The sequence below is a fragment of the Mycolicibacterium houstonense genome (assembly GCF_900078665.2).
Classification (GTDB): domain Bacteria; phylum Actinomycetota; class Actinomycetes; order Mycobacteriales; family Mycobacteriaceae; genus Mycobacterium; species Mycobacterium houstonense.
In genome coordinates this window covers 3,913,847-3,929,541 of the sequence record NZ_LT546207.1, presented here as the reverse complement: position 1 = coordinate 3,929,541, position 15,695 = coordinate 3,913,847, and the positions used below count along the sequence as shown (strand labels likewise).

Annotated in this window: 16 protein-coding genes and 1 pseudogene; 5 read left to right on the top strand and 12 right to left on the bottom strand. The window is 66.0% G+C overall.

Features of this window, described 5'->3' with window-relative positions:
- Positions 1 to 56: 56 nt before the first annotated feature.
- Positions 57 to 533, bottom strand: coding sequence for an ArsI/CadI family heavy metal resistance metalloenzyme (locus BN4332_RS19590; protein ID WP_036432603.1), 477 nt, complete (start codon positions 531 to 533; stop codon positions 57 to 59).
- A gap of 100 nt (positions 534 to 633) precedes the next feature.
- On the opposite strand from BN4332_RS19590, the gene BN4332_RS19585 reads away from it, so the two are divergent.
- Entirely contained in the window at positions 634 to 993 is a 360-nt protein-coding gene (locus BN4332_RS19585; protein ID WP_036432606.1) for an Rv2640c family ArsR-like transcriptional regulator, read from the top strand.
- Between the two features lie 80 nt (positions 994 to 1,073).
- Here BN4332_RS19585 and BN4332_RS19580 read toward each other — a convergent pair whose 3' ends face one another.
- The 5 genes from BN4332_RS19580 to BN4332_RS19560 all read right to left on the bottom strand — a co-directional run bounded on the left by BN4332_RS19580 (position 1,074) and on the right by BN4332_RS19560 (position 6,973).
- The gene (locus BN4332_RS19580; protein WP_036432609.1) at positions 1,074 to 1,487 is read right to left on the bottom strand and encodes a DUF6262 family protein; all 414 of its coding nucleotides are present in this window, start codon (positions 1,485 to 1,487) and stop codon (positions 1,074 to 1,076) included.
- A complete protein-coding gene (locus tag BN4332_RS19575; protein WP_072279042.1) occupies positions 1,484 to 3,724 on the bottom strand; it encodes a tyrosine-type recombinase/integrase in 2,241 nt (746 codons plus the stop codon). The genes BN4332_RS19580 and BN4332_RS19575 overlap by 4 nt, the downstream gene beginning before the upstream one ends.
- On the bottom strand, positions 3,711 to 4,916 hold the full coding sequence (locus BN4332_RS19570) for a tyrosine-type recombinase/integrase (protein WP_036435507.1): 1,206 nt from the start codon (positions 4,914 to 4,916) through the stop codon (positions 3,711 to 3,713). Before BN4332_RS19570 ends, BN4332_RS19575 begins: the two co-directional genes overlap by 14 nt.
- 22 nt (positions 4,917 to 4,938) lie before the next feature.
- The gene (locus BN4332_RS19565; RefSeq protein ID WP_070930154.1) at positions 4,939 to 6,195 is read right to left on the bottom strand and encodes a helix-turn-helix domain-containing protein; all 1,257 of its coding nucleotides are present in this window, start codon (positions 6,193 to 6,195) and stop codon (positions 4,939 to 4,941) included.
- 64 nt (positions 6,196 to 6,259) lie between these two features.
- Positions 6,260 to 6,973 carry a hypothetical protein gene (locus BN4332_RS19560; protein WP_049234150.1) on the bottom strand — a complete coding sequence of 238 codons (714 nt, stop codon included), beginning with the start codon at positions 6,971 to 6,973 and terminating at the stop codon, positions 6,260 to 6,262.
- A 169-nt stretch (positions 6,974 to 7,142) separates the two neighbouring features.
- Here BN4332_RS19560 and BN4332_RS35010 point away from each other — a divergent pair.
- Positions 7,143 to 7,901: pseudogene (locus BN4332_RS35010) on the top strand (Orn/Lys/Arg family decarboxylase); the annotation flags it as partial.
- Here the strand turns inward: BN4332_RS35010 and BN4332_RS19550 are convergent.
- Positions 7,817 to 8,518, bottom strand: a complete 702-nt coding sequence (locus BN4332_RS19550; RefSeq protein WP_066900809.1) for a UdgX family uracil-DNA binding protein — start codon at positions 8,516 to 8,518, stop codon at positions 7,817 to 7,819. The pseudogene BN4332_RS35010 and the gene BN4332_RS19550 sit on opposite strands and share 85 nt — an antisense overlap.
- Positions 8,519 to 8,591: 73 nt before the next feature.
- Between BN4332_RS19550 and BN4332_RS19545 the strand changes: the two genes are divergently transcribed.
- From BN4332_RS19545 to BN4332_RS19535, 3 genes are read left to right on the top strand one after another with little or no spacing between them, the layout of a single operon-like run.
- The gene (locus BN4332_RS19545) at positions 8,592 to 9,617 is read left to right on the top strand and encodes an alpha/beta hydrolase (protein ID WP_084459336.1); all 1,026 of its coding nucleotides are present in this window, start codon (positions 8,592 to 8,594) and stop codon (positions 9,615 to 9,617) included.
- Positions 9,618 to 9,659: 42 nt separating this feature from the next.
- Positions 9,660 to 11,759, top strand: a complete 2,100-nt coding sequence (locus tag BN4332_RS19540) for a catalase (protein WP_066900842.1) — start codon at positions 9,660 to 9,662, stop codon at positions 11,757 to 11,759.
- Between the two features lie 13 nt (positions 11,760 to 11,772).
- Positions 11,773 to 12,024 (top strand): hypothetical protein, encoded by a 252-nt coding sequence (locus BN4332_RS19535; RefSeq protein WP_066900807.1) that lies wholly within the window; start codon positions 11,773 to 11,775, stop codon positions 12,022 to 12,024.
- A gap of 4 nt (positions 12,025 to 12,028) precedes the next feature.
- Here BN4332_RS19535 and BN4332_RS19530 read toward each other — a convergent pair whose 3' ends face one another.
- The 5 genes from BN4332_RS19530 to BN4332_RS19510 form a co-directional block, all read right to left on the bottom strand.
- On the bottom strand, positions 12,029 to 12,796 hold the full coding sequence (locus tag BN4332_RS19530) for a GntR family transcriptional regulator (RefSeq protein WP_066900805.1): 768 nt from the start codon (positions 12,794 to 12,796) through the stop codon (positions 12,029 to 12,031).
- 49 nt (positions 12,797 to 12,845) lie between these two features.
- Positions 12,846 to 13,625: a 3-oxoacyl-ACP reductase FabG gene (fabG, locus tag BN4332_RS19525; protein WP_066900803.1), complete on the bottom strand. Its 780-nt coding sequence runs from the start codon at positions 13,623 to 13,625 to the stop codon at positions 12,846 to 12,848.
- Positions 13,626 to 13,644: 19 nt separating this feature from the next.
- Positions 13,645 to 14,649, bottom strand: coding sequence for a phosphotransferase enzyme family protein (locus BN4332_RS19520; RefSeq protein ID WP_066900801.1), 1,005 nt, complete (start codon positions 14,647 to 14,649; stop codon positions 13,645 to 13,647).
- 95 nt (positions 14,650 to 14,744) lie between these two features.
- The gene (locus BN4332_RS19515; protein ID WP_066900799.1) at positions 14,745 to 15,407 is read right to left on the bottom strand and encodes a microcompartment protein; all 663 of its coding nucleotides are present in this window, start codon (positions 15,405 to 15,407) and stop codon (positions 14,745 to 14,747) included.
- A gap of 2 nt (positions 15,408 to 15,409) precedes the next feature.
- Positions 15,410 to 15,691 carry a BMC domain-containing protein gene (locus BN4332_RS19510; RefSeq protein WP_044514625.1) on the bottom strand — a complete coding sequence of 94 codons (282 nt, stop codon included), beginning with the start codon at positions 15,689 to 15,691 and terminating at the stop codon, positions 15,410 to 15,412.
- Positions 15,692 to 15,695: the final 4 nt, after the last annotated feature.

The window sequence follows — 15,695 nt, the reverse complement described above, 5'->3', positions numbered from 1 at the left end:
TCATGCGCCTACCGCGGCCCGTGTGGCCACGGCCGCGGCAGGTCGCGAACGGTCGGCTAGCAGCAGGATGCTGCGGCTTGATCTGACTCCTTGGATGCGCCGCCGCAGCACACATCACCGTCACCCTCACTGGATTCGTCGAGGTGCTGTGGGCTGGCGCCGAATGTGTCGGAGTCGGCCAGCACGGTGTAGACCTCCCATTTCTCCCCGGCCGGGCCGGTCACCCAGACCTTGTCCTGGGTGGCGAAGCAACAGGTGGTGCCGATCTCCTCGTCGGTGAACAGCCCCTCGCCGGTCAGCCGGGCGATCTCGGCATGGACGGCTTCCCTGGACTCCACCTCGACGCCGAGGTGGTTGATGGTGCCGCCCTTACCGGGGTTTTCCAGCAGCACCAGCTTCAGCGGCGGCTCGGTGACGGCGAAGTTGGCATAGCCCGGCTTCACCTTCGCCGGAGTGGTGTTGAACAGCTTGGAGTAGAACGTGATCGCCTCATCGAGATCATCAACATTGAGGGCGAGTTGAACACGGGACATAATCCGCCTCCTCTAGGGCTGAGACATATATCGAATTGACGCGTCGACCTCAGGATGCCACCTTTTTGATATATGTCAAGATTGGTGGCAGGATGGGGTCATGCCCAAAGCGCTGCCCGTGATCGACATGTCCGCGCCGGTATGCTGCGCCCCGGTAGCCGCGGGCCCGATCAGCGACGACGACGCCCTGGCGGTGGCGATGCGCCTGAAGGCGCTCGCCGACCCGATGCGGGTCAAAATCATGTCTCTACTGTTCAGTTCGCGCCCCGGCGAGGAGACCAGCGGGGAACTGGCCGGGGCGCTCGACTTGAGCGAATCCACCGTCAGCCACCACCTGGGCCAACTCCGCAAAGCCGGGCTGGTGATCTCCGACCGTCGCGGCATGAACGTCTTTCACCGCGTCAAACCCGAAGCGCTCCAAGCACTCTGCGTGGTGCTCGACCCCGACTGCTGCACTTAGCCGACAGGTGAGCTGGACACCGTCGCCGCGCGCGCGGGTCAGCTGGGATGCTCCGGAATGACCGCCCCACGGTGAGATGATCAGGTGATCTGTTCGTGAAGGGTGTCGAGTTGGCCGTAGAGCAGCTCGATCGTTGATTGTTGTTCTGCCACGGTGGCTTTGAGTGCGGCGATCTCTTTGTCTTTGGCGGCGAGCCGGTGGCGCAGCGCAGCGTCGATGCTGGTTTCGCGGCCGGCCGGTGCTGGCTGGCGGGCGGCGGGGCGGTCGCGGTACTGCTTGATGAGGGCCACCAGGTCGTCGTGTTTGTAGATGGTCTTGCGGGACACCTTGGCGCGGCGGGACACGGTGGAGAAGTTGATGTCGGCGTTGGTCTTGCGCAGGTAGGCGATCGCTTTTTCGACGGCACGCCGCTTCTCATCGCTGCGGCCGTCGCGGTATTCGGCCAGCGCATTCAGTGCTTTCTGGGTGGGTGGCGGCGGCTTGGGGCGACTCATCGCGGCGTGTCCGGGTCAGCCTTGCGCAACACTGATTCGTGGCTTCCGCGGGCAGCAGTCTGCATCGTGGGTGCCCGGTTGGCGGTACCCGCACCGGCGACGCTGTTTGCGCCGTCATCGGTCACGTCGTCGCGGTGGAGCCGGTCGAGGATGGCGTCCAGGGAGGCGATTTCGCGTCGACGCTCATGGATCCACACGTTGTCGTCGGTGAGCTCGCGCCCGGTGCGGGCACGGTACTGTTCGCGGCGGACGTCGATCAGTTTCAGGGTCCTGGCGCGTTGGTCGACCAGTTCGTCGAGGTGGGTGGCGTCGGTGGCGAAATGCCCGCATGACAAGCAGGCGTTGCCTTTGTCGCAGGTGGCTACCGGTGGCAGCAGGCATACCCCGTTGGGCAGCACCCGGTCGGTGCGGGCCGAGAGCTGGGTCATGTCGTAGATGTCGGACGGGCTGATGGTGATATCGGTGCCATGGGCGCCGATCTTTTTGTGCCGCAGGAACTCCGCTTCGGCGGTCGCTTGCAGGGTGGCGGCATAGCGCAGGGTCATCGCCGGGGAGGCGTGTCCGAGATAGCGCTGCACCACATGGATCGGGACGCCGTCGTTGAGCAGCTCGGTGGCCCGGGTGTGGCGCAGCCGGTGGGTCTGGGAGAACCGCAGCGGGTGGCCGGCGGTGTCGGTGAGACCGTGGATGTTGTCGAGCCGATTGAGGATCCGGCTGTAGGAGTCATAGCTGCGTGGTCGTTGGCCCTGGTGCTGGTAGCGCACCCCGAGGAACAGGTACTTCGTCTCCAAATCCGGGTAACGCCGCCGGATCCAGTCTTGCTGTTCGCTGATCACGTTGACCACGGCCTGCTCGACCAGAATGGTGGGCACCACCCCGTCGACTTTGGTCTGCTGGTAACGCAGTTTGGCCACGAACCCATCGGGAACGTCGGTGGCTCCCGCGGGGCGGTCATGCCCCGGGATCGGCTGCAGCGGGTCGAAATCGAGCATCAGAATCTCCGAGGCCCGGCGCCCGGTCAACGCTTGCAGCAGCCAGATCCGGGCCGCTTGCGGATCGCCGAGACCAGCCACGACCGAGATGGTGGAATCGGGATGGGTGATGACCACCGGTTTGCCCGCATCGGCGGCCAGCACGTCGAGATAGCACAGCATCCGCTGCAGCTCGGCGGTCGAAAACCAGGTCAGCTCCCGGCCGCCGGTAGGGCGTCGGCTGCGAAACGCCGCACCCCACAACCGGGTATGGGTGTCGGTCAACCGGCTCCAGCGAGGATCTCCGGTCGCTGCCGCGGCTTCCTCGGCATGGTCCACCATGAACGTGTAGAACATCTGAATCTTGGACTGGACGACCGCGATCGTCGCCGCCGACAGCGGACGCTCCGGTTTGGCCCGCGCGGCAGGTGATTTGAGGTATTCGGTGAACTCGGTGAACACCAGCCGCAGCGCCGCCCGGTCGGTGCTGATCACCGGATCATCGATCCCGCGTTCGACCAAGAATGGACCCAGATGGCGGGTGATGCCGCGGGTGCGGCCGATCACCGACGACCAGCGCAGCAGTTCAGCCGTCAAACAGGTGCGCAGCCAGAACCGCACCCCTTCACGCAGCCAGACCGGTTCGATCCCTCCGAGGCGGGCAACCTGGTCATGGCAGGGTTCGTGCTCACGCTGCGGGATGCGGGGATCAGCGTCCAGATCCCAGATGTCATGAGCCCACCATGGCCGGTCGGTGCAGCGGACCGACACGTACAGGTGCAGGTGCTCGATGAAACTGGCCACGTTGCGCCGAAACCCGGCCGAGGGCAGCCGACCGGTGCGGCGCTCGAACTCGCGTACCCCGTGACGCACGATGGCCTCGGCGCTCAGATCAGCGACACTGACCGGGTAACGCCGGTGCCGTTGGTGGTAGTCGGCGGCGGCGATGCTCAGTGCACCGCTGGTCCATTTCAGCAGCGACGGTTCGATCTTGCGACGTTCTTCGTGTCCACACAGCCACACCCACCACGCGAGCTCCTCGCACAACCGTTGCGGCACACCCTGCGGGGTGAAGTCGTGGCCGTCCGGGGTGGGCCGGTAGCGCGGGTTGCGCTGAAAGACCGTGTTGGCCGGGCCGGTATCCAGGTGATAGACCAGCCTGCGCCACTGCGGCGGCACTTGTTGCCACTGCTGTGTCCACCGATCCCCGGCGGCACCGCGCGTCGGTGGGGTATGCGCTGGTGCAGGACTGTCATTGCCCGTCACGGTTCACCTTCCACCCAGCGACATAGTTCTTCCATTCGGCCAGCGTGCGCATCTCGGCGTCGGCGGTCACCCACCCGTAGGTCGACAACGTGGTCTGCACGTCGGCGTGACCGAGACGACGCATCACCACATGCACATCCACCCCAGCCAGCAACAACGCGGTGGCGTGGGTGTGGCGCAGCCAGTGCGGCGTCCACTGCTCAGGCAGCACGCCGGTTCGGCGCGCGGTGATCAGATCCACCTTGTCGTAGATGGTTTCCGGTCGCAGCGGGGCATAGCGCACGCCTCGCACCAGGTTGACAAACACGAAACACGACGCCAGATCGCCGACCGTGACATCCGCGCCGGCGGCCACCAACTGCCACACGTACTCGGTGTAGAGGGCGACCAGATCGTCGCCGATGTAAATCCGGCGCGGGCCCGATTTCGCGCGCACCCCGTGCGGATGATCATCACGGCCCGCCACCATCACCGATGGGGTACCGCCACCGGCAATATCAAAATCACTGTGGCGCAACGACAACGCCTCACCGAGCCGCATCCCGGTTTCGGCCAACACCGCGAAGAACAACCGGTCACGCAGCCCCGCCCCGCCGCCCGACCATTCACCCGAGACCGTCTGGACACTGCACGCATCCAAGATGGCGTTGACCTGCACCGGCAGCAGCACCGGTGTTTCGGCGCGCTGCAGGCCGCGGAGCCGGTGAATCGGCCCGTCCTGCTCGCGTTTCGGGCCGACCCCGGCCAGAAACGGTGCATAGCGGCCCCGCCGGGACGTACGAGCATGACTGGCGTACAACCGCCGGTAGGGGCGCACCAGGTCATGGGCATTGGCGAAATACCGGTACATCGACAACACCGCCGCACTGCGCGGCAGCAGCGAGGATTCGGCCAATCTCTGCTCCGGTTCACCGATACGGGCCACCCCAGGCAGATCCCCGGTGCGCAGATAAGCCAGGAACTGGCCAAACAGACTGGTGGGGAAGTCATCCCACGCGGTACCGGTACCCTCCAGCACCGTCCACCACGCCGCCAGCCCATAGGCATAGGCGCGCAGCGTGTTCGGTGAGCCCCCTTGGTTGCGCAGAAACGTCAGGTACTCGCGCGCCGGGGCCACGGGCAGCTTGTCGACGCCGACCACCGTGTAGGTGGGTGGCCGGTCCTCAAAGCGCACCCGCTGCACCTGTGCCACCGTCAGCCGCACCCCACCACATTCACGATGGCCTGCCCTTACGGAAATCGTCCAACCGGATCACCTGGGAGCCGCCATCGGCCGGTGGGGCCGCGGTGCGGCCATGGCCGACACTGGCCGCGACCGGATTATGCTCGGCCGCCGGCGCCGGCCGCTGCGTGGCCAAAAACCAATCCAGCACATCAGCGGGATAGATCATCGAATCCCGGGCGCTCAGCATCCGCACCGACGCGCCGCCGTAGCAGCGCTCCACCCACTTACGCAGCAGCCGGGGCCGCTCCGGGACGCGGTCAGCCCACCCCGGTTCCGTCATACCCCACGTGTGCCCGGTATCCGGGTTGATCCGTGAATGCAGCTGGGTGGTCAACATTTTCGCCCGATCCGGCGCGATCAGCCCCGAATCCCGCAGATGCATGATCAACGACCCCAACGACAGACCCCACTTGGCTTTGAGCGGACGCAGATTCAACAGCGACATCACCCGCGGCAACTCACCGGCGATGACCCCTGCCGGGGCCAACAACTCGGTCGCGAACCGGTTTGCCTCCAACTCGTCGGCGGCACTGACCGAGCAATAGGCGTGACTGTGCAACACCAAATGACCGAGCTCATGGGCGACCGTGAACCGGGTCCGCTCCCACGAGTCGCTATCCCTCAACACCAGCAGCGGCCGGTCCCGTAACCGGCCCACCCAACTCGAATACCCCAAATGCCGCTCATCACGAGAACGCCCACCGGTAGCGGCGAATTCGCTTTCCCATTCACCGGCGACCCGGCGCCGGACAATCACCGGAGCACCCAGCCGCTCGGCCTCATACATCAAATCGTCAAGCGGCTCATCGGGTTCCAGTCCCATCGCCTCACGCAGACGTGCTGCGGCCACCGTGATCGAACTGTGTGCCAGCTCATCGGGACTGACCGTCGGAACCTTCACCGGAGGCAGCTTCGACCGGCCATCGAGCTCACCGAGAAAATCGCCTGCCAACGACGCGAACGTCGCCAGAAACTCCTGCTCACCCAACGTCATTGACTTCGGCGCCCGAAACAGCAACTCGTTCGCGGTGATCCGTGTCCGCGGCTCCGAGCTGAAAAACGCTGCAGGAAACCGGAACAACCCCGCCAGCAACGCAACATCGCCGTCGTCGAGCCGCACCGTCAGCGACTTCTCAATCTGGGACTGCCGTGACGTACTCCAGCCTGTGGCTTCCACCACCGACCGTGCCGTCATCCGCCTCAACAACCGGGCCTGCCGGACCCGTGCACCAAAAACCTCAATCATCGTGCGCTCAATTCAACGTCACCGGGTTGGGAAACCCACATGCACCCAACACTGTGCACGATGGCTACGACGATTTCGGCGGACCGTCCTCCTCGTCCTGATCGCTCGCAGCGTCCTCGTCGACCTCGGCGAAGTCGTCGTCGCGGCGCCGTGTCCCGAAAGTCCCCGGTCCCGCGCCCTCCCGACGGCTCCCGCCGAGACCAACATTGAATGAGCGGTCCTCCATGATCGGCGGCGGCAACGGTGTCCGACCGTAAAGAACCTCCACATTGTCGAGGAGTAGTCCCGCCGCGAGGACCGCGCCGCCGAAAAACCCGCGACCGTCCGGCCACCACAACAGGTATTCCCGATACTTCTGCGGCTCGGGAATACCCTCTTCGCCACCGATCGGGTGACCCAGCACCTCCTCGATGCTGTACTGCTCCCCACCCGGCACAAACGGCACAGTCTCGATCAGCTGACCAGTCCGCCGATTGCGCGGATGCTTGCGCACATAAATCCGCGAGCCCTTCCCGTCGAGCAGAAGAACTCCCATCCCGTTGCCCGCCTTGACTTTTAGAGTCGAATCGGGAGTCTCCCGCCGTAACCGCGATAGCAGAAACGTTTCCAACACCGAGCACGACACCGTGATCGGTCGCACATTGCTGCCCTGATCGACAAAACGATCTGGGACTTCCGGATGCCGCGCAGCCAGATCCCCATGCGCCTCGCCCAAAACCTGAGCATGCTGCCGGACGAGTTCCTCCACCAACTGCTGAGGATCGTCGTGTAGTTCCATGGGGTAAACATTTACCCCGGTATCCCACACTCAACCTCGCGCCACGCCGCTGCCGGTCGGCAAAATTTTGGCTGCTCATACCTAATAGGTTACATGTATGCGTGGATAAAACTGCACTTCAACACACCTTTAAGGCGTGTTTTGAGAATTTAACGCCTGATAAAGGATGGGGTCGGTCTTCCATCTGCAGGGCGATCTGGTGGACCAGAACCGGCTGTCCGCATGCGCCGACCTCTTGATGACCACCAGCCCGAATGTGCTGGTGTACAGCGCGATCGACGGGTGGCGCCGGCAGATGGTGCAGCACGGGCACGAGTTGATGGGTGCGGCATTGGATCTGGCGAACGCCACCCGCCGGGAGATCGAGGAGATCGACGACATCGAGGTTCTCGACGACGAATTGCTTGGCAACGAGGCGTCGCACGATCTCGATCGGCTGCAGGTCCTGATCGACGTCTCGGCGACGGGCACGTCGGGCTATCAGGCGGCGGATTGGTTGCGGGAGTACTGCCAGCTCGACATGGGGATGACCGACCATCGCCGGGTGCTGGCCACGATGTCGCTGGCCGACGGACCGGATACCGCGGGCCGCTTGGTCGAGGCACTCAAGCTGTGGCGCAAGGCCGCCCACGAGTTCGATCCGCCGCCGCGGGTCGCGCTGCCCTCACCCACCGAACTCGAGCTGGAGTCGGTGGTCACGCCACGCGACGCGTTCTTCGGGCCCGTCGAAGACGTCCCGGTGGAGAAGGCGGCCGGCCGGATCGCCGCCGAGCAGATCACCCCGTACCCGCCGGGTATTCCGGCGGTGGTCCCGGGTGAACGGATCAACCAGGCCGTCCTGGACTACTTGCGGACGGGGCTGGTGGCGGGCATGAATGTGCCGGATCCGGCCGATCCTTCGCTGCGCACGGTCCGCGTCGTGAAGTAGGCGGTGTGTAGGTCGGCGACCAATCCGTCGAAGGCTTCCGCGCGGGTGTCCGACGGACCGCGCAACACCGCCGACGGGTGAATCGTCGCCACCAGCGCCGGGTCCTGGCCGTCGATCAGACCGGCAACGTGCAGGATCTCGCCACGGTGGCGCGACACCCGGAAGTCGTTGCCCAACAGGGACTTGGCGGCGGTGGCGCCCAGCAGCACGACGACTTCCGGTGACACCGCGTCCAATTCGGCCAGCAGCCACGGCCGGCACGCCACCACCTCGGTGCGGCTGGGCGTCTTGTGGATCCTCCGCTTGCCCCGCTCGGCGGTGGTGAACTTGAAATGCTTCACCGCATTGGTCAGGTAGAGCTCCTCGCGGTCGATTTCGGCGGCGGCCAGGGCCTTGTCCAACACCCGCCCGGCCGGGCCGACGAACGGCGCGCCGGCGCGGTCCTCACGGTCACCGGGCTGCTCCCCGATCAACAGCACCTTGGCCGTCTTTGGGCCCGCCCCGAACACGGTCTGCGTGGCGTCGCGAAACAGCGGACATCCCTCGCAGCGCCGGGCGGCCTTGGCCAACTCGGCGAGATCACGCGTCTGGGGTACGAATGCCTCGGCACCGGTCATACCCGAGGGATACCCCGCAACAACCGTTTCGCCACGCATCCGGTGGGTACTCGTTTGTTGCAGACAACAGGAGATGGTTCACATGACCAGGGCGCACACGGTCAAACGGGTGCTGCACCGCAGACGGAGCCTGGAATCGTTGGCGTTGGGGGCAGGCTGCCGGGTAGCCGTGAAGAATGTGGTCCGTGCCTGGGCATGGCAGCCCGATCTGGCGTGGCCGCTGGGATCGATCGACCGGATCGTCGGGCTGGTGCCGAGCCGGTTCGCCGCCTCGGTCCGGCCGGTGACGTTGCCGCACTGTTCGGCCGAACTGGTCCGCGCGCAGGGCGCGTCGACCCGTAACGCCATCCTGTACTTGCACGGTGGGGCGTTTCTCGTCTGTGGGCTCAACACCCACCGTGCTCTGGCCACCCGGCTGTCGGCGGCGGCCGACGCCGTGGTGCTCAACGTCGGTTACCGGTTGCTGCCCACGTGCGGGCTCGGCGATGCGATCGACGACGCCACCGCAGGCCTGTCGTGGCTGCGGCGTCGCGGCTACGGCCCGCAGCGCACCGTGATCGCCGGCGACTCGGCAGGCGGCTATCTGGCGTTCGGGACGGCGCTGGCTTCGCTGGCGCGCGGGGTTATTCCCGCCGCGGGCCTGGCCGCGATCTCGCCCCTGGTGGACCTGGATCCGGCACGAAAGCTGGCCCATCGCAACCTCACCCGGTGTTCGATGTTCACCGGGGCGGCATTGTCGGCGTTCGCCCGCTGCGTGCGGCGCAGCCAGTGCCGTGACAGCGGACAGCTGGTGGACCCGGCCACGGCAGACCTCTCCGGCATGCCACCGGTGATGATCCACGTGAGCGCGGACGAATTGCTGTTCGCCGACTCGGAATTGATGGCCGACCGGTTGGCCGAGGCGCGGTCACCGGGTGAGCTGCATGTGTGGCAGGGCCAGATCCACGACTTCCCTCTGGCGGCCGACATCCTCCCGGAAGGGCGGCGGGCCATCGGCTATGTCGGGGACTTCGTGAAGGGTGTCACAGCCTCGCGTGATGCACAGGTGACACCGGGTTTGCCGGTTCCCGGCCCCGGGTATGCGGCGGATGCCAGTTGACCGGCAGTGCCCGGGTGACCCGACGTGCGACGAGGAGGCGTGGTGGCGGACAAGGCAGACCCGAAACAAAAGCAACTCGATGAATCCCGGTTCGAGCGGGCCGAAGGATTCCTGACCACCCAGCAGGGCGTGCGTGTCGACCACACCGACGACGCGCTGACCGTCGGTGATCGCGGACCAACGCTTCTGGAGGATTTTCACGCCAGAGAGAAGATCACCCATTTCGATCATGAGCGGATTCCGGAGCGGGTGGTCCACGCGCGCGGTGCGGGGGCCTACGGCTACTTCGAACCATATGACGACTCACTGACCGAATACACCGCCGCCAAGTTTCTGACCAGCCCCGGCACCCGCACCCCGGTCTTCGTGCGGTTCTCGACCGTGGCCGGGTCCCGCGGTTCGGCCGACACGGTGCGTGACGTCCGCGGGTTCGCCACCAAGTTCTACACCGAACAAGGCAATTACGATCTGGTCGGCAACAACTTCCCGGTCTTCTTCATCCAGGACGGCATCAAGTTCCCCGATTTCGTCCACGCGGTGAAACCCGAGCCCCACAACGAGATTCCGCAGGCCGCATCGGCACACGACACATTGTGGGACTTCGTCTCACTGCAGCCCGAAACCCTGCACACGATCATGTGGCTGATGTCCGACCGGGCGCTGCCCCGCAGCTATCGGATGATGCAGGGATTCGGTGTGCACACCTTCCGGTTCGTCAACGCCGCAGGCGAGGGCACCTTCGTGAAGTTCCACTGGAAGCCCAAGCTGGGCGTGCACTCGCTGCTGTGGGAGGAGTGCCAGAAGGTCGCCGGCACCGATCCGGATTTCAACCGCCGTGACCTGTGGGATGCGATCGAATCGGGCCAGTACCCGGAGTGGGAACTCGGCGTGCAGTTGGTGGCCGAGTCCGACGAATTCAGGTTCCCGTTCGACCTGTTGGATGCCACCAAGATCATCCCGGAGGAAGTCATCCCGGTCCGCCCGGTGGGCAAGATGGTGCTCAACCGCAACCCCGACAACTTCTTCGCCGAGACCGAGCAGGTGGCTTTCCACACCGCCAACGTGGTGCCCGGGATCGACTTCACCAACGACCCGCTGCTGCAGTTCCGCAACTTCTCCTACCTGGACACCCAACTGATCCGGCTGGGCGGCCCGAACTTCGCCCAGCTTCCGGTGAACCGGCCGGTGGCCGAGGTTCACACCAACCAGCATGACGGTTACGGTCAGCAACGGATTGCCCGCGGCAAGACCAGCTATTTCAAGAACAGCCTGGGCGGCGGCTGCCCCGCACTGGCCGACGAGGACGTCTTCCGCCACTACACCCAGCGCGTGGACGGACACAAGATCCGGCAACGGGCAGAGAGCTTCAAGGACTTCTACAGCCAGGCCCGTCTCTTCTGGAAGAGCATGTCGGCGGTGGAGGCCAAACACATCGTGGCCGCCTTCGCCTTCGAACTCGGAAAGGTCCACTCCGACACCGGGATTCGCGAACGCGTGGTGGAGCAGCTCAACCTCGTCGACAACGGCCTGGCCGGCCAGGTGGCCGGGAAGCTCGGGCTGCCCGCGCCCGAGGTGGTGCCCATCGAGCACGATGAGCCGGCCTCGCCTGCGCTGTCGCAGCTCAACACCGCCACCGACAGCGTCGAATCCCGCAAGATCGCCCTGCTCGCCGACCACGGCGTCGCGGTCGACGCCGTAGAACAGTTCAAGAGCGCAATGGCCGAGCGCGGCGCCATCGTCGAGGTGCTGTCCCCGACCGGCGGCGGCACCCTGCGCGGCGCGTCGGGCGGTGAACTCCCGGTCGACAAGGGTTTGACCACGATGGCCTCGGTGCTCTACGACGCGGTCGCGGTGGCCGGCGGAGCCGCCTCGGTCGAAAGCCTGCTGCAGGACGGGTATGCGGTGCACTTCGTCACCGAGGCCTACCGGCACCTGAAGCCGATACTTGCATTCGGGGAAGGTTCAGAGATGCTGCGGGGCGCGGGCGTCATCGCGACGGCGCCCGGAGATCAGGTCGAGTCCAGTGATGGTGTGGTCACCGCACCCGGCGGTGATTTACCCGACGAGTTCGTCGAGGCGACTGTCGCGGTGCTGGCCAAGCATCGGGTCTGGGACCGCGAAACCGACGCGGTGCCAGCCTGATTCGGAGGAGAACATGAGCGATACCGATATGGGCCCGGACGATACCTTGCCGCCCAGCGAGTCAACGGACTCCGACGAGGTCGGCAACGCCGACGGAGACGAAGTGGTGGACCCGCCCGAGGAGTGGCACGGCGCCGACCGGGCGGATACCGACGAGACACTGGATCGCAAGCTCGCCGCCGAGGAGCCGGATCAGCCCGCCGGTGCCCCACGTCGCGACGAGGGAGACGAGGGCGACGACTCGTTCTACGACGTGGTGCGGTGAGAGGTCAGCCGGCCTGGCGTTGCAGGGTGACCGAGGCGGTATTCGCGTCGGCATGGGTGGCGATGCCACTGCCCTTCGCCGTGACCGCCAGCGCCGTGCGGTCCCCACGGAACAGATCGCGGGAGAACTCGCAGGGCGTGCCGTTCTGGTCGTAGGTGACGCGGGTGATCAACAACAGCGCGGCCTTGGGCTTGATGCCGAGCAGAGTGGCCTCGCTGCTGGTGGCACTGACCGCCTCGATGCGTTCGTCGGCGCGTCCGGTGACCAAACCGTACTGGGATTCCAGGATTTCGTAGAGCGATCCGCCGAGTTGCTGGTCGAGCAGGCCGGGAAACGCGTCGGCGGGGAACTGCGCGTGTTCCAGCGAGATGGGGAAGCTGTCGGCCAACCGGACCCGCTGGATCTCGATGACGTAGTCCCCGGGACCGAGCCGAAGCGCGGTCCGGGTGACGTCGTCGGGCGTGGTGATGCGGGTCGAGAGCACTCGGGTGCCCGCGACGTAGCCCTGGTTGGCCAGGAAGGCGGGCACACCGACCACATCGGACAGGTGCCGCTCGACCTGTCCGTGGCTGATGAAGATGCCGCCGGCCCGGCCGATCACCCGGTGCACCAACCCGGCCTCCTCCAGTGCGGCCAGCACCTGCCGCAGGCTGGAGCGGCTCGTGCCGTAGCGTTCGGCCAGGTCACGCTCGCTGCCGAGTTTGGCGCCGGGGGTGCCCGCGTTGATATCCGCGACGATTCGTCTGCGCAATTCCTCGCTGTGAACTGCCACCCCGGCCCCCTTACCGTGTATTGGTACAGCCAATTCTATCCGGGCTGAACTAGAGTTCAGCGATCGCCATGTGCGATTCGGGCAGAATCTGTCCGCCGTCGACCACCAGGGACTGGCCGGTGATGTAGGCGGCCTCGTCGGTGGCGAAGAACAGCGCCGCGTTACCGATGTCGGCGACCGATCCGAGCCGGCCGGCGGGCACCGCCGAGGCCATCTGGTTCAGGTAGTCCTCACCCATGTCGCCCAGGCCCTCGGTGATGATATTGCCGGGCAGCACCGCGTTGACGGTGATCTTCTTGGGCGCCAGTTCCATTGCCGCAGTGCGCAGGAAGCCGAGCTGAGCGGCCTTCGACGCACCGTAGTGGGACCAGCCGGGGTAACCCGTGATCGGGCCGGTGATCGACGACGTGATGACGACGCGGCCGTGACCGCTCGCGGTCAGTGCCTCCAGCGCTGCCTGCACGATGAAGACGGTGCCCTTGAAGTTCACCGCCAGCACGTGATCGATGTCGTCGGGAGTGAGGTCCTCCAGGCGGCCTGAGGGGAAGATGCCGGCGTTGGCGCAGACGATGTCCAGCCCACCGTGCCGCTCGACGGCCGTGTCGACCACCTGGCATGCGTCCTCGGGGCTGGTCACGTCGGCGCGCAGCGCGCTGACCCGCCCCGGAGCGCCGGCGAGCGCCGAGACCGCGTCATCGAGATCGGTCTGATTGCGTCCGGTGATCAGTACGTCCACGCCGGCCTTGGCGAAGGTCTCGGCGATGCCGCGACCGATGCCCTTGCTGCCGCCGGTGACGATGGCCGAGCGGCCCTGAAGCGATGCGAACATGTTGGGGATCCTTTGAGAGTCAGGTCAGGGTAAGGCCGTTGGAGCTCAGATAGCGCTCGGCTAGTTCGCAGCTGCCTGCGGCGTAGCTGATCGCCTTGGTCGCCGATTCCCGGGAGTGGCTGTGGCTGCCCATCCAGGCCAACAGCAACAGCCGGCGCAGCAGCACGAACGAGGCCAGCATCTCCTCGTCCGACGTCGGCAGCTCCCGCCGGGTCCGGTAGCCGCTGACCCAGGCGTCCTGCCATTCGGGCAGGGCCGGGTCGTCTTCGATGAACGACACCGCGGTGCCGAAATCGTAGAAGTACCAGCCGAACCCACAGTCATCGAAGTCGATCACCGTGATGTTCGACGTCGTGGTGGCCGCCGTCCCGCTCGAGTCGACGAGCAGGTTGGCCAGCCTCAGGTCGGCATGGATGAGGCCGTAGACCTCCGGTCCCGTCCCGTAGGACTGCAGCCGCTGACGCAGCAGGTCCTGTGCGCGTTCGAGCACCTGCTGTTCGGCCGCGCCGACGCCTTCGGCGTCCTGCCAGCGTCCCCAGCGCGGCGATGCGCCGAGGCTGTGCTCCCAGTCCCAGGAGAACCGGCCGAACCCGGCCGGGCGGGTCCACCGCTGTGAATGGTCGTGCAGTGCGGCGGTGATCCGGCCCAGCGTGTGGAAGTCGTCGAGGGTCAGCGCGCCCTCATCCGGTTCAGCCCCGGCGACCATGCCGAACTGCACGACGTGGCGGGCTGTTCCTTGGACGTCCACGGTGACCAACCGCCGGCCGTCGCGGGCCGGCAGCACGGTGGGTACCGTGACGTCGCTGTCGGCCCGCAATGCCTGCAGCCAGTCCAGTTCGGACTCGATCTCGTGAGGCTGATGGTAGTCCTGCCGGTGCACCCGAAGGATCGACTGGGTGCCGGCATCCTCGACGAGATAGGTCGCGTTCTCGGACAGGTTCAGCAACCGCAGCGTCGCATCCGTCCCGATGTCGTACTGGCGCAGTGCCAGTTGTGCGACATCGATCTCGTCGGTGATAACCATCAGTGCTGTCTCCTCTTCGCGCAAGCGCTCATCAGTCTTGTCGGTTCTTCGCGCAAGCGCTCATCAGTGCCGGTTCTTCTTCGCGCAAGCGCTCATCAGTGCTCCCGGCCTTCGATCCCATCCAGCACCGCCGTGATCCGGTCCCGCGCCACCGTGACATCGGCCGTGCTGCCACCGATGTAGAGCCTGCCCGCGGCGCCGATCATCTGCACGTCGACCACAGTAAGCCCAGGTGCCGCCCGCTCCGCCTCGTTGGCCGCCACTGCCGCGAACAGGGCCGGGGTCATCTCGTAGACCAGCAGCGACTGCCCGGGCAGGATCATGGAGGCCTGGCGGTTGCGGTTGAGGATCACCGCGTGCTGATCGGTGATGTTCTCGATGATGTCGTGGTAGAGCACCCGCGGCCGCAGCTGGTCGGAGGCCTTGTTGCCGGTGCCGGCCAGGATTGCCTCGCCGGCCCGCTGCACGTCCGCCAGATTGGCCGAGTGGATCTCCAGGACACCGAATTGGCGTTCCACGTAGAGGATTCCGGGCTGGATACCGGGAACCTCACGCAGTGCCAGATCGATCACCCGCTCGATGGCCAGGGCGGGGGACACCTCGACGATCAACGCGTGCTCGCCCTCATACGGCGGGTATCCCCGTGCCCTGGTCGGCGTACCGAGGTAGGCGGCGAACTGGCGCTGCAGGTCCTCCACCAACAGGTAGACGCGGATCTGGGTGTGAATCCGCGTGCTCTCCTCTGCTTCGGTCGGCATGGCTACTTGCTGGCGACCGCGAAGTGCGCGCCGAGCTCGTTGTGCGGACGCGGGATGACGTGCACGCTTACCAGTTCGCCCACCTGCGAGGCGGTTTCGGCGCCGGCCTCGGTGGCCGCCTTGACCGCGCCCACCTCACCGGTGACGATGACGGCGACCAGGCCGTCGCCGACCTGCTGACGGTCGGTGATGGTGACGTTGGCGGCCTTCACCATGGCGTCGGCAGCAGCCAGCGCAGCCACGTAGCCCTTGGTCTCGATCAGTCCGATTGCGTTGCTGGACATAGGT